The 12,760-nt window shown below is 63.6% G+C and carries 11 protein-coding genes; 9 read left to right on the top strand and 2 right to left on the bottom strand.

All coding sequences use genetic code 11. The annotated features are described in order from the left end of the window. The 4 genes from HWV67_RS09990 (at position 1) to HWV67_RS09975 (ending at position 3,671) form a co-directional block, all read left to right on the top strand. Positions 1-1,377 (top strand): L-serine ammonia-lyase, encoded by a 1,377-nt coding sequence (locus tag HWV67_RS09990; RefSeq protein ID WP_110968121.1) that lies wholly within the window; start codon positions 1-3, stop codon positions 1,375-1,377. A gap of 27 nt (positions 1,378-1,404) precedes the next feature. Beyond that, positions 1,405-2,529: a glycine cleavage system aminomethyltransferase GcvT gene (gene gcvT / locus HWV67_RS09985; protein ID WP_175651105.1), complete on the top strand. Its 1,125-nt coding sequence runs from the start codon at positions 1,405-1,407 to the stop codon at positions 2,527-2,529. 348 nt (positions 2,530-2,877) lie between these two features. Then, a complete protein-coding gene (locus tag HWV67_RS09980) occupies positions 2,878-3,090 on the top strand; it encodes a cold-shock protein (protein WP_010220199.1) in 213 nt (70 codons plus the stop codon). Between the two features lie 92 nt (positions 3,091-3,182). Continuing rightward, positions 3,183-3,671, top strand: coding sequence for an RDD family protein (locus HWV67_RS09975; protein ID WP_175651104.1), 489 nt, complete (start codon positions 3,183-3,185; stop codon positions 3,669-3,671). Between the two features lie 169 nt (positions 3,672-3,840). Here HWV67_RS09975 and lptG read toward each other — a convergent pair whose 3' ends face one another. Both lptG and lptF read right to left on the bottom strand, forming a co-directional pair. Continuing rightward, entirely contained in the window at positions 3,841-4,902 is a 1,062-nt protein-coding gene (gene lptG / locus HWV67_RS09970) for an LPS export ABC transporter permease LptG (protein ID WP_175651103.1), read from the bottom strand. Next, positions 4,895-6,010: an LPS export ABC transporter permease LptF gene (gene lptF / locus HWV67_RS09965; RefSeq protein WP_175651102.1), complete on the bottom strand. Its 1,116-nt coding sequence runs from the start codon at positions 6,008-6,010 to the stop codon at positions 4,895-4,897. Before lptF ends, lptG begins: the two co-directional genes overlap by 8 nt. 289 nt (positions 6,011-6,299) lie before the next feature. Here lptF and HWV67_RS09960 point away from each other — a divergent pair, with 289 nt between their 5' ends. The 5 genes from HWV67_RS09960 to rlmF all read left to right on the top strand — a co-directional run bounded on the left by HWV67_RS09960 (position 6,300) and on the right by rlmF (position 12,724). Continuing rightward, positions 6,300-7,793 carry a leucyl aminopeptidase gene (locus HWV67_RS09960; protein WP_095154303.1) on the top strand — a complete coding sequence of 498 codons (1,494 nt, stop codon included), beginning with the start codon at positions 6,300-6,302 and terminating at the stop codon, positions 7,791-7,793. 51 nt (positions 7,794-7,844) lie between these two features. Then, positions 7,845-8,273, top strand: coding sequence for a DNA polymerase III subunit chi (locus HWV67_RS09955; protein ID WP_175651101.1), 429 nt, complete (start codon positions 7,845-7,847; stop codon positions 8,271-8,273). 5 nt (positions 8,274-8,278) lie between these two features. Continuing rightward, positions 8,279-8,644 (top strand): DNA polymerase III subunit chi, encoded by a 366-nt coding sequence (locus tag HWV67_RS09950; RefSeq protein WP_095154307.1) that lies wholly within the window; start codon positions 8,279-8,281, stop codon positions 8,642-8,644. Between the two features lie 135 nt (positions 8,645-8,779). Next, entirely contained in the window at positions 8,780-11,626 is a 2,847-nt protein-coding gene (locus tag HWV67_RS09945) for a valine--tRNA ligase (RefSeq protein ID WP_175651100.1), read from the top strand. A 141-nt stretch (positions 11,627-11,767) separates the two neighbouring features. Continuing rightward, complete coding sequence (gene rlmF / locus HWV67_RS09940) at positions 11,768-12,724, top strand: 23S rRNA (adenine(1618)-N(6))-methyltransferase RlmF (RefSeq protein WP_175651099.1); 957 nt, start codon at positions 11,768-11,770, stop codon at positions 12,722-12,724. Positions 12,725-12,760 lie beyond the last annotated feature (36 nt).

Below are 12,760 nucleotides of genomic sequence, written 5' to 3'. Positions count from 1 at the left end.
ATGTCACTCAGCGTCTTCGACCTGTTCAAGATCGGCATCGGCCCCTCCAGCTCTCACACCGTCGGACCGATGCGCGCCGCCGCGCGCTTCGCCGAAGGATTGCGGCGTGACGGCCTGCTGGCCGACACCCACAGCGTCAAGGTCGAGCTCTACGGCTCGCTCGGCGCCACCGGCAAAGGCCACGGCAGCGACAAGGCCGTGCTCCTCGGCCTTGAAGGCGAACACCCCGACACGGTCGACACCGAAAGCATCCCCGCCCGCCTGCAGGCTATCCGCAGCAGCGGCCAACTCAGCCTGCTCGGCGAGCAGCGCATCGACTTCCACGAAAAGCAGCACCTGGCGATGATCCGCAAACCGCTGGATTTCCACCCCAACGGCATGATCTTCCGCGCCTTCGATGGTGCCGGGCTGCAGATCCGCAGCCGCGAGTACTACTCGGTGGGCGGCGGCTTCGTGGTCGATGAGGATGCCGCCGGCGCCGACCGTATCGTCGAGGACCAGACCCCGCTGCCCTACCCGTTCAAGACCGCCCGGGAATTGCTCGCCCATTGCACCGCGCACCAGCTTTCGATCAGCCAGGTGATGCTGGCCAACGAGGCCGCCTGGCGCCCGGAAAGCGAAACCCGCGAAGGGCTGTTGAAGATCTGGCAGGTAATGCAGGACTGCGTCACCGCGGGTTGCCGCAACGAGGGCATTCTGCCCGGTGGGCTGAAGGTCAAACGCCGCGCCGCCGCGCTGTACCGGCAACTCTGCGCCAACCCCGAAGCCAGCCTGCGCGATGCCCTGTCGGTGCTGGACTGGGTCAACCTCTACGCCCTCGCGGTGAACGAGGAAAACGCTTTCGGCGGGCGAGTCGTCACCGCACCGACCAATGGCGCCGCCGGCATCGTCCCGGCGGTGCTGCATTACTACATGCGCTTCATCACCGGCGCCAGCGACGACGGCGTGGTGCGCTTTCTGCTCACCGCCGCCGCCATCGGCATCCTCTACAAAGAAAACGCCTCGATCTCCGGCGCCGAAGTCGGCTGCCAGGGCGAAGTGGGCGTGGCCTGTTCGATGGCCGCAGGCGCCTTGTGCGAGGTCATGGGCGGCAGCGTTCAGCAGGTCGAGAACGCCGCTGAAATCGGCATGGAACACAACCTGGGCCTGACCTGCGACCCCATCGGCGGTCTGGTCCAAGTGCCCTGCATCGAGCGCAACGCCATGGGCTCGGTGAAGGCGATCAACGCGGTGCGCATGGCCTTGCGCGGTGACGGGCAGCACTTCGTGTCACTCGACAAGGTTATCCGCACCATGCGCCAGACCGGCGCCGACATGAAAAGCAAATACAAGGAGACCGCTCGCGGCGGTCTGGCCGTCAACATCATCGAATGCTGACATCCCTTTGAAACCCAGGAGTCATACATGTCCACCGAAACACTGCTGAAAACCCCGCTGCACGCCCTGCACCTGGAACTGGGCGCGCGCATGGTGCCGTTCGCCGGTTATGACATGCCGGTTCAGTACCCGTTGGGCGTCATGAAGGAACACCTGCACACCCGCGAGCAGGCCGGCCTGTTCGACGTCTCGCACATGGGCCAGATCCGCCTGCTCGGCGCCAATGCCGCCAAGGCCCTGGAAAGCCTGGTGCCGGTGGACATCATCGACCTGCCGGTGGGCATGCAGCGCTACGCCATGTTCACCAACGAACAAGGCGGCATCCTCGACGACCTGATGGTCGCCAACCTCGGTAACGACGAGCTGTTCCTGGTGGTCAACGCCGCCTGCAAGGACCAGGACCTGGCCCACCTGCGCAAGCACATCGGCGCGCAGTGCGAGATCCAGCCGCTGTTCGAAGAACGCGCGCTGCTGGCCCTGCAAGGTCCGGCCGCGGTCAAGGTGCTGGAGCGCCTGGCGCCGCAGGTGGCAAGCATGACCTTCATGCAGTTCGCCCGCGTGCAACTGCTGGGCGAAGACTGCTTCGTCAGCCGCTCCGGCTACACCGGTGAAGACGGCTTCGAGATTTCCGTACCGGCGGACAAGGCCGAAGCCCTGGCCCGCCGCCTGCTGAGCGAGCCGGAAGTGGCAGCCATCGGTCTGGGCGCGCGGGACTCGCTGCGCCTCGAAGCGGGCCTGTGCCTGTACGGCCACGACATGAACAGCGAAACCACGCCGGTCGAAGCCAGCCTGCTCTGGGCCGTGTCCAAGGTCCGCCGCGCCGAGGGTGCGCGGGCTGGTGGTTTCCCGGGTGCCGAAGCGATCTTCGCTCAACAGCAGTCCGGTGTCGCACGCAAGCGGGTTGGCCTGCTGCCACAGGAACGCACGCCAGTTCGCGAAGACGCAGAGATCGTCGACGAAGCGGGCAACATCATCGGTCGTGTGTGCAGCGGCGGCTTCGGTCCGACCCTCGGCGCGCCCGTCGCCATGGGCTATGTGGACAACGTGCACACGGCACTCGATACGCCCGTCTGGGCAATCGTGCGCGGCAAGCGTGTAGCGATGAAAGTCAGCAAGATGCCGTTCGTTGCACAGCGCTATTACCGCGGCTGATTGGCGAGGACAAAAAGTGTCATCGTGCGTTCGGGATATTCGATTTCGAACGCACTACCAAACTTTCGAACATGACGCTGGCAGTGCCCCGAAAAGAGGCCGTAAAAAACTGCCAAAAGTTGCCCAGAAGCCCTGAAAGCGGGGGGCTGCGGGGCTTGTTTTTTTCGAGAGAGTTAGCGTAGAGTCACTGCACTGTGTTTGCGTGGGTCGCATAGTTCGTGACCTGGACAGTAGCCTGAGATTCGCTACAACCCGTTCGACGTCTCTTACTTTCCTGCAACCCAGCCCAGTACTCTTTCATTCTGAAAGAAGCTGTTATTAATTCTAAGTTTCAAAGGAAATAAGACAATGTCCCAACGTCAGAGCGGTACCGTCAAGTGGTTTAACGACGAGAAAGGTTTTGGTTTCATCACTCCTGAAAGCGGTCCGGATCTGTTCGTACACTTCCGCGCCATTCAAGGCAACGGCTTCAAGAGCCTGAAAGAAGGCCAGAAAGTCACCTTCATCGCCGTGCAGGGCCAAAAAGGCATGCAGGCTGACGAAGTTATCGCGGAAGCCTGATTCCCGATAAAAGCCCCTGCTGGCAACAGCAGGGGCTTTTTTGTGCCCGCAATTCCGTAGAATGGGCGTTTTTGCGCAAGGAGCCTTACCGCATGCCCAAGCAAATGCTTCAGCCTCAGGGCGAGTTTCCCGTAGCCGGACTGGGCCGTCGGCTGGCTGCAATGTTCTATGACTTCCTGCTGTGCACCGCCTTGTTGATGGTCACCACCCTCGTCTACAAGATGATCCAGATGTCCATCATCGGCGAAACCCAGATGCGCACGATGACCGAAGCCGGCGCCCTGGACGGCGATCCGCTGCTGTCCACCGTGTTGCTGTTCGTGCTGTTCGGCTTCTTCGCCAAGTTCTGGACCCACGGCGGCCAGACCCTGGGCATGCAGGTCTGGGGCGTGCGGGTGCAGAATGCCGACGGTTCGGCCATCGGGCTCTGGCAGGCACTGCTGCGCTTCGTGGTGTCGATCGCGTCCTGGCTGTGCCTGGGCCTGGGTTTCTTCTGGGTATTGATCGACAAGCGCAAGCGAAGCTGGCACGACATCTACTCGGAAACCCAGCTGGTACGGGTCCCGAAACGCAAGAAGTGAGGCACAAAAAAGCCGACCCCATGGGAGCGATGCCAGTCAGTTAACCCTCTTCGCGAGCAAGCTCGCTCCTACGGTGTAGGAGCGAGCTTGCTCGCGATGGGCCTCAACTGATTCAACTGCCTGGCATTGCTTCGTGGGGGTCGGCTTTTTCTTGTCCGGGGAAAGCTCGTCAACCAGCCCGGCGCAACAGCCACACGCCAGCCAGCGCGCAAATCCCTGCCGGCAACAGCACCGCCAGCAGCGGCGGGAAGCCGAACACCTGGCTCGATGGCCCCAGCAGGTCCTGGGCAATGCGGAACACGAAGCCCACCAGCACGCCGGTGAACACTCGCTGGCCCAGGGTTACCGAGCGCAGCGGGCCGAAGATGAAGGAAATCGCCATCAACACCAGCGCCGCAGTCACCAGCGGTTGCAGCACCTTGGTCCAGAACGCCAGCCAGTAGCGATCGTTGTTCAGGCCCTGGTCGGACAGGTAGTGGATGTAGTCCCACAGCCCGGTGATCGACAGCGATTCCGGCGCCAGCACCACGGTGCTCAGCAATTGCGGGGTCAGGGCAACATCCCAGCGTTCTTCGGCGCTCTTCACCACTTCGGTGTGGTCGCCGCGGAACATGGTGCTGGTCACGTCGGTGAGCTGCCAGTGGTCTTCCTGGTATTGCGCCTTGCGGGCAAAGCTGGAGGACAGCATGTGACGCTCATTGTCGAAGTGATAGCGGGTCACACCCAGCAGCAGGCCGTTGGGCTGCACGGTGTTGATGTGCACGAACTCCTCGCCCTGGCGGTGCCACAACCCGCGTTTGGAACTCTGCGCATCACCGCCGCCTTGTGCCAGCGAGCGCTCGGCCTGGGCCTTGTTCTCGGTGACAGGCGCCAGGTACTCGCCGATCAGCACGCCGGCCAGCATCAGTACCAGCATCGGCTTCATCACCGCCCAGACGATACGGCCGATGGAGACGCCCGCCGCACGCATGATGGTCAGTTCGCTGTTGCTGGCCAGGCTGCCGAGGCCGATCAGACAACCGATCAGGCCCGCCATCGGCAGCATGTCGTAGAGGCGGCGCGGCGCGGTCAGGACCACGAAGCTGCTGGCGTCCAGCAGGGTGTAGGTATCGCTGATGTCGCCCATCTCGTCGATGAAGGCGAACAGCGACGCCAGGCCAAGAATGATCCCGAGCACGGCGAGGATCGCCATGAACACGCTTTTGCCGATATAGCCGTCGAGTTTACGCACGGGCCACCTCCGCACGACGCGAACGCATCTTTAGGCGCAGCGGCTCCCAGTACATCAGCCCCAGGCCGATCAGCAGGAACAGCCCGTGCACCGGCCACAGGCCCAGGGCGATCGGCATCTTGCCTTTCTCCAGGGCGCCACGGGCGGCAATCAGAATCGTCAGGTAAGCCATATACAGAAGAATCGCCGGCAGCAGCTTGAGGAAACGGCCCTGCCGCGGGTTGGCCCGCGAAAGGGGTACCGCCATCAGGGTCACGATAAACACCAGCAGCGGCAGCGACAGGCGCCACTGCAACTCTGCCCGCTCGCGCAGGGCATCGCTCTTGAACAGTTCTGACGTCGGGATCGCCTCGCGCTCGGTGATGTCCGAGCTGACTTCCGGCTTGGGCAGCAGCACGCCATAGGTGTCGTACTTGATCGCGCGGTAGTCGGCCTGGCCCGGGTTACCGTCGTAACGGTAGCCATTTTCCAGAATCAGGTAGCGATTGCCGTCTGCCTGCACTTCCTGACGACCCTTTTCGGCCACCAGCACACTGATGCCACGGTCCTTGGTCTTGTCCTGGGAGAAGCGCTTCTCGGAAATGAATACACCACCCAGTTGCACGCGGTCATCGGAGAGTCGCTCGGTGTAGGTCACCCGCGTCCCGTCGCGCAGCGTCTGGAAACGTCCCGGCACCAGGGTGTCGAACTCGGTCAGGGCATCTTGCTGGTTGATGATCTGCGCCACCTGGGTAACGCCCTGGGGAGCAAGGCTCAGGCTCAGCCAGGCCACCAGCAGCGCAATCAGCGCGGCCGGTGCCATGGTCATGGCCAGCAGACGCTGCTGGCTCATGCCGGTGGCGGAAAGCACGGTCATCTCGCTTTCCAGGTACAGGCGCCCGTAGGCCAGCAGGATGCCAAGGAACAGCCCCAGCGGCAGGATCAACTGCAGGAAACCGGGAAGCCGGTAGCCCATGATCATGAACAGCACGCCCGGGTCGAGCATGCCCTGCGCGGCCTGGGCCAGGTATTTGATGAAGCGCCCGCTCATGATGATGACCAACAGCACTGCGCTGACGGCACTCAAGGTCACCAGGACCTCGCGGGACAAATAACGGAAGACGATCAAACCAGCCACTCCTGGGTTGTCAGGCTCGGACAGCCGAACAAGGAAAACGTTGCAACCAAGATAGTTGCCGGTCCGCAAGACGGACCCGGACAGTGAAGTCGGCGCATTATCCTGTGATTGACCGTGCCTGTCACTTCGCGCCGCGCGATGCTTGAAAACGGGGTTGTCACAGGCGCCGCGCCGGGCTCAAACTGGCGGCTTTATGTCTGGCCCGCCGCCGCGCCGCCAGGCTGCTTCGAGCGCTCGCAGAGAATTGCGCGCACTGACCGTTCATTCCGGGGACCCTGACATGGAATTGGTTGTAAAAAGCGTAGCCGCAACATCCTTGAAAACCGCCACCCTGGTACTGGGAGTAGGCGAAGGCCGCAAGCTGGGCGCCCACGCAAAGTCCGTCGATGAAGCCAGCAATGGCGCCCTGAGCACCCTGCTCAAGCGCGGCGACCTGGCCGGCAAGGTCGGCCAGACCCTGCTGCTGCAAAGCCTGCCCGGCGTGAAGGCCGAGCGCGTTCTGCTGGTCGGCACCGGCAAGGACGACGCGCTGAGCGATCGTAGCTGGCGCAAGCTGGTCAACAGCGTGCTGAACGTTCTCAAGGGCCTGGGCGGCAGCGATGCGGTGCTGGCTCTGGACGAAGTCGCCGTCAACGGCCGCGACGCCCACTACGGCAAGGCCCGCCTGCTGGCCGAAACCCTGCTCGACGGCGAATACGTCTTCGACCGCTTCAAGAGCCAGAAAGCCGAACCCCGCGCCCTGAAAAAAATCACCCTGCTCATCGACAAGGCCGGCCTGGCCGACACCGAGCGCGCGGTCAAGCACGCCACCGCCATCGCCAGCGGCATGCGCCTGACCCGCGACTTGGGCAACCTGCCGCCGAACCTGTGCCACCCAAGCTACCTCGCAGAAGAAGCGAAGAACCTCGGCAAGGCCTTCAAGAGCCTCAAGGTCGAAGTCCTCGACGAGAAGAAGATCAAGGACCTCGGCATGGGCGCGTTCTACGCCGTCGGCCAGGGCAGCGACCAGCCGCCACGCCTGATCGTCCTCAACTACCAGGGCGCGAAGAAAAGCGAGAAGCCGTTCGTGCTGGTTGGCAAGGGCATCACCTTCGACACCGGCGGCATCAGCCTCAAGCCCGGTGCCGGCATGGACGAAATGAAGTACGACATGTGCGGTGCCGCCAGCGTCTTCGGCACCCTGCGTGCCGTCCTCGAGCTGCAACTGCCGATCAACCTGGTGTGCCTGCTGGCCTGCGCCGAGAACATGCCGAGCGGCGGCGCCACCCGTCCTGGCGACATCGTCACCACCATGAGCGGCCAGACCGTGGAAATCCTCAACACCGACGCCGAAGGCCGTCTGGTGCTGTGCGACACCCTGACCTACGCCGAGCGCTTCAAGCCGCAGGCGGTGATCGACATCGCCACCCTGACCGGCGCCTGCATCGTCGCCCTGGGCAGCCACACTTCCGGCCTCATGGGCAACAACGACGAACTGGTGGAGCAACTGCTCAGCGCCGGCAAGCGTGCCGATGACCGCGCCTGGCAACTGCCGCTGTTCGACGAGTACCAGGAGCAACTGGACAGCCCGTTCGCCGACATCGCCAACATTGGCGGCCCGAAGGCCGGCACTATCACCGCAGGCTGCTTCCTGTCGCGCTTCGCCAAGGCCTACAACTGGGCGCACCTGGACATCGCCGGCACCGCCTGGATCAGCGGCGGCAAGGACAAGGGCGCCACTGGCCGTCCGGTCCCGCTGCTGACCCAGTACCTGCTCGACCGCGCCAACGCCTGATGCGCAGCCAGCCGGTCGCGTCCACGGGCGTGATCGGTTGGCAACACAGCCATGAGCCAAGTCGATTTCTACATCCTGCCCAGTCCCTCGCCTGCCGTGCGCCTGGATTTCGCCTGCAAACTCTGCGAGAAAGCCTGGCGGCTGGGGCACCGGGTCTATCTGAATTGCAGCGACGCCGCCCAGCGCGACGAACTCGACGCCCGCCTGTGGGCGTTCAAGGGTGAAGCCTTCGTGCCCCACAGCCTTGCCGAGGAAGATGCCGCGGCCGCGGTAGCGCTGGGAATGGGTGACGACCCCGGTGAGCACCACGACCTGCTGGTCAACCTTGACCTGAAAGTCCCGCCGTTCGCCTCGCGCTTTGCCCGGATCGCCGAGATCGTGGTCGAGGACCCGGCCATCCGCCAGGCGACCCGAGAGAGTTTCCGTTTCTACCGCGAACAGGGCTATGCTCTGCAAGACCACCGCTTACCGCGATTCTGACGACGATGGACAAACGCCCGCCCTTGCCCCAATCCGCCCACCTGCTGGATGACCTGGAATCGATCAGGCAACTGTTGGGTGATGACACCCTGCAACCGCCGCTACTGACCGAAACCGTGGAAGAACAGATCCCGCTGTTGCTCGAACCGGCCGAAGAACTCGCGCCGCCAGCACCTGCTGCACCGGTGAACGAGCCCGACCCACAGGCCCGCCGCCAGGACACCCTGCTGCACCTGGATGCCGAGCTGCGCGCCGCCGCCCAGTTGATCATGCAGGACGTGATCGACGACTTCGCCCCGCACATTGAAAACGAGATCAAGCGCCGCCTCGACGCCCGTCTCGAACGCCTGCTGAACCAGCAACCCTCCTGATCCCTGCGCAGTTGCGGACAGATACGACACCCGTCCGCAACCGCGCACGTCCTGCTTGTAGCTTGTCGCTTGAAGCCTGCAGCTTGGTTATACTTCCCGGCTTTCCCGAATAAATGCCATAGGGTCCCCCCGCGCATGGATAAGACCTACCAGCCGCACGCCATCGAAACTTCCTGGTACAACACCTGGGAGTCCGAGAACTACTTCGCCCCGCAAGGCGCGGGCGAGTCGTACACCATCATGATCCCGCCGCCGAACGTCACCGGCAGCCTGCACATGGGTCATGGCTTCAACAACGCGATCATGGACGCCCTGATCCGTTTCCGTCGCATGCAGGGCCGCAACACCCTCTGGCAGCCCGGGACCGACCACGCCGGCATCGCCACGCAGATGCTGGTCGAGCGTCAACTTGAAGCCAAGGGCCAGAATCGCCACGACCTGGGCCGGGAAAAATTCCTCGACAAGGTCTGGGAATGGAAGGAACAGTCCGGCGGCAACATCAGCCGGCAGATCCGCCGCCTGGGTTCTTCCGTGGACTGGAGCCGCGAGCGCTTCACCATGGACGACGGCCTGTCCGATGCGGTCAAGGAAGCCTTCGTGCGCCTGCATGAAGACGGCCTGATCTACCGCGGCAAGCGCCTCGTCAACTGGGACACCAAGCTGCACACCGCGATCTCCGACCTCGAAGTGGAAAACCACGACGAGAAAGGCCATCTGTGGAACCTGCGCTACCCGCTGGCCGACGGCGCCAAGACTGCCGAAGGCAACGACTACCTGATCGTCGCCACCACGCGCCCGGAAACCATGCTCGGCGACGCCGCCGTGGCAGTGAACCCGAACGACGAGCGCTACCAGGCACTGATCGGCAAGTTCGTCGAACTGCCACTGATCGGCCGCCGCATCCCGATCATCGCCGACGACTACTGCGACCCCGAGTTCGGTACCGGCTGCGTGAAGATCACCCCGGCCCACGACTTCAACGACTATGAAGTCGGCAAGCGCCACAACCTGCCGCTGCTGAACATCTTCGACAAGAACGCCGTGGTCCTCGCGGCCGCCCAGGTGTTCAACCTCGACGGCAGCGTCAACGAAACCGTCGACGCCACCCTGCCCGCCCAGTACGCCGGTCTCGACCGCTTCGTCGCGCGCAAGCAGATCGTCGCCGACTTCGACGCCCTGGGCCTGCTGGTCAGCGTCGATGACCACGCGCTGAAAGTGCCGAAGGGCGACCGCTCCGGCACCATCATCGAGCCGTGGCTGACCGACCAGTGGTACGTTTCCACCAAGCCGTTGGCTGAACCTGCCATCGCCGCCGTGGAAGACGGACGCATTCAGTTCGTGCCCAAGCAGTACGAAAACATGTATTTCTCGTGGATGCGTGACATCCAGGATTGGTGCATCAGCCGCCAACTGTGGTGGGGCCACCGCATTCCGGCCTGGTACGACGAGTCCGGCAAGGTCTACGTCGGCCGCAGCGAAGAAGAAGTGCGGGCGAAGAACAACCTCGGCGCCGACGTGGTCCTGAACCAGGACAACGACGTCCTCGACACCTGGTTCAGTTCCGGCCTGTGGACCTTCTCCACCCTGGGCTGGCCGCAGCAGACCGAATTCCTCAAGACCTTCCACTCCACCGACGTGCTGGTCACCGGCTTCGACATCATTTTCTTCTGGGTCGCCCGGATGATCATGCTGACCATGCACCTGGTGAAGAACGAGGACGGCACGCCGCAGGTTCCGTTCAAGACAGTTTACGTCCACGGCCTGGTCCGCGACGGCCAGGGCCAGAAGATGTCCAAGTCCAAGGGCAACGTCCTTGACCCGCTGGACATCGTCGACGGCATCACCCTCGACGAACTGCTGGAGAAACGCACCAGCGGCCTGATGCAACCCAAGCTGGCCGAGAAGATCGCCAAGCAGACCAAGGCCGAGTTCCCGGAAGGCATCGCCAGCTACGGCACCGACGCCCTGCGCTTCACCTTCTGCTCGCTGGCGTCCACCGGTCGCGACATCAAGTTCGACATGGGCCGCGTCGAGGGCTACCGCAACTTCTGCAACAAGATCTGGAACGCCGCCCGCTACGTGCTGGACAAGGGCGAGGACTGTGGCCAGAACGGCGAAGCCTACGAGCTGTCGCTGGCGGACCGCTGGATCATCTCGCAACTGCAACGGACCGAAGCCGAAGTGACCCGCCAACTGGAGCAGTTCCGCTTCGACCTGGCCGCTCAGGCGCTCTACGAGTTCATCTGGAACCAGTATTGCGACTGGTACCTGGAGCTGTCCAAGCCGGTCCTGTGGGACGAAAACGCCCCGGTCGAACGTGCTCGCGGCACCCGTCGCACCCTGGTGCGGGTCCTGGAAGTGGCGCTGCGCCTGGCCCATCCGTTCATGCCGTTCATTACCGAAGAAATCTGGCAGCGCCTGGCGCCGCTGGCCGGCATCGACGGTAAGACCATCATGTTGCAACCGTGGCCTGAAGCGAACGAAAGCCGCATCGACGCCGCCGCCGAAAGCGACATCGAGTGGGTCAAGGAGCTGATGCTGGGTGTGCGTAACATCCGTGGCGAAATGAACATCGGCCCGGGCAAGCCACTGCAACTGTTCCTGAAGAACGCCAGCGCTGAAGACCAGCGTCGCCTGAACGAAAACGAAGCGCTGCTGAGAAAGCTGGCGAAGATCGAATCGTTCACCGTGCTCGGCGAGCAGGACGAAGCACCGCTCAGCGCTACCGCGCTGGTGGGCGACCTGCAAGTGCTGGTGCCGATGGCTGGCCTGATCGACAAGGACGCCGAACTGGCGCGCCTGAACAAGGAAATCCAGCGTCTGCAAGGCGAAGTCCAGCGCGTCGGCGGCAAGCTGTCCAACGCCGCCTTCGTTGACAAGGCTCCGCCTGCCGTCATCGACAAGGAGCGCGCCAAGCTGGCCGAAGCCGAACAGGCCCTGGCCAACTTCACCGAGCAGCACGCGCGGATTGCCGCCCTGTAACGACAGAGGAACCTTGTAGGAGCGGGCCGTGCGGCGACCCGCTTGCCCGCGATGCGTAACTTCAAGCACCACTAACGTGCCTGACAGAACGCCATCGCGGCCAAGCGGGTAGCCGCCCGGCCCCTTCTGCATTCAGCGACCATGAACAAACCCGACAAACCCACCCTGCACCCGCGCAACCGCCACCAGGGCCGCTACGACTTCCCCGCCCTGATCAAGGCGCACCCGGACCTCGCCCGCTTCACCATCACCAACCCTTACGGCAAGCCGAGCATCGACTTCGCCGATCCCGAGGCGGTGCGGGTGTTCAACCGGGCGCTGCTCAAGGCGCAATACGGCATTCAGTTCTGGGATATTCCCGCCGACTACCTGTGCCCGCCGATTCCGGGCCGCGCCGACTATCTGCACACCCTCGCCGACCTGCTGGCCGAGGACAACGGCGGTGAGATTCCCCGTGGCGTGCAGGTCCAGGCACTGGATATCGGCGTCGGCGCCAACTGCATCTACCCGCTGCTGGGTAATGCGGATTACCGCTGGCGCTTCGTTGGCTCGGACATCGACCCGGTGGCGCTGGCCGCAGCCGGCGCTATCGTCCAGGCTAATGGCCTCGGCAAGTTCATCAGCCTGCGCCAGCAGGGCAATCGCAAGCACATCCTCACCGGCCTGCTGGCGGCGGATGAGCGCTTCGACCTGAGCCTGAGCAACCCGCCCTTCCACGCCTCCCGCGAGGAAGCCACGCGTGGCAGCCAACGCAAGTGGCGCGCCCTGGGCAAGGCCGACCCCAAGCGCAAGCTGCCGGTTTTGAACTTCGGCGGCCAGAACAATGAGCTGTGGTGCGAAGGCGGCGAGATCCGTTTCGTGACGCAACTGGTCAACGAGAGCAAGGCGCTCGGCCAACAGGTGCTGTGGTTCAGCAGCCTGGTGTCGAAAGCCCCGAATCTGCCCGGTATCGAGGCGGCGCTGAAAAAGGCCGGCGTGCAGGAGCAGAGAGTGCTGGAAATGGGCCAGGGGCAGAAACAGAGCCGCCTGGTGGCCTGGACCTTCCAGGACGCGCCAGCGCGCCAGCAGTGGCGTCAGCAACGCTGGGGCAGCAAGTAACGCCCTTTCTGCAGGCGTAAAAAAACCGCGTCAGGT

This window comes from Pseudomonas sp. Marseille-P9899, from assembly GCF_903166565.1.
GTDB lineage: Bacteria > Pseudomonadota > Gammaproteobacteria > Pseudomonadales > Pseudomonadaceae > Aquipseudomonas > Aquipseudomonas huaxiensis.
Note: the sequence above shows the minus strand (reverse complement) of the source record. Positions and strands in the feature narration are given on the sequence as shown.

Bases quoted from the DNA above. Each gene is read 5' to 3' on its own strand.
- HWV67_RS09990 (WP_110968121.1), top strand. From the start codon at position 1: ATGTCACTCAGCGTCTTCGACCTGTTCAAGATCGGCATCGGCCCCTCC.
- gcvT (WP_175651105.1), top strand. From the start codon at position 1,405: ATGTCCACCGAAACACTGCTGAAAACCCCGCTGCACGCCCTGCACCTG.
- HWV67_RS09980 (WP_010220199.1), top strand. From the start codon at position 2,878: ATGTCCCAACGTCAGAGCGGTACCGTCAAGTGGTTTAACGACGAGAAA.
- HWV67_RS09975 (WP_175651104.1), top strand. From the start codon at position 3,183: ATGCCCAAGCAAATGCTTCAGCCTCAGGGCGAGTTTCCCGTAGCCGGA.
- HWV67_RS09960 (WP_095154303.1), top strand. From the start codon at position 6,300: ATGGAATTGGTTGTAAAAAGCGTAGCCGCAACATCCTTGAAAACCGCC.
- HWV67_RS09955 (WP_175651101.1), top strand. From the start codon at position 7,845: ATGAGCCAAGTCGATTTCTACATCCTGCCCAGTCCCTCGCCTGCCGTG.
- HWV67_RS09950 (WP_095154307.1), top strand. From the start codon at position 8,279: ATGGACAAACGCCCGCCCTTGCCCCAATCCGCCCACCTGCTGGATGAC.
- HWV67_RS09945 (WP_175651100.1), top strand. From the start codon at position 8,780: ATGGATAAGACCTACCAGCCGCACGCCATCGAAACTTCCTGGTACAAC.
- rlmF (WP_175651099.1), top strand. From the start codon at position 11,768: ATGAACAAACCCGACAAACCCACCCTGCACCCGCGCAACCGCCACCAG.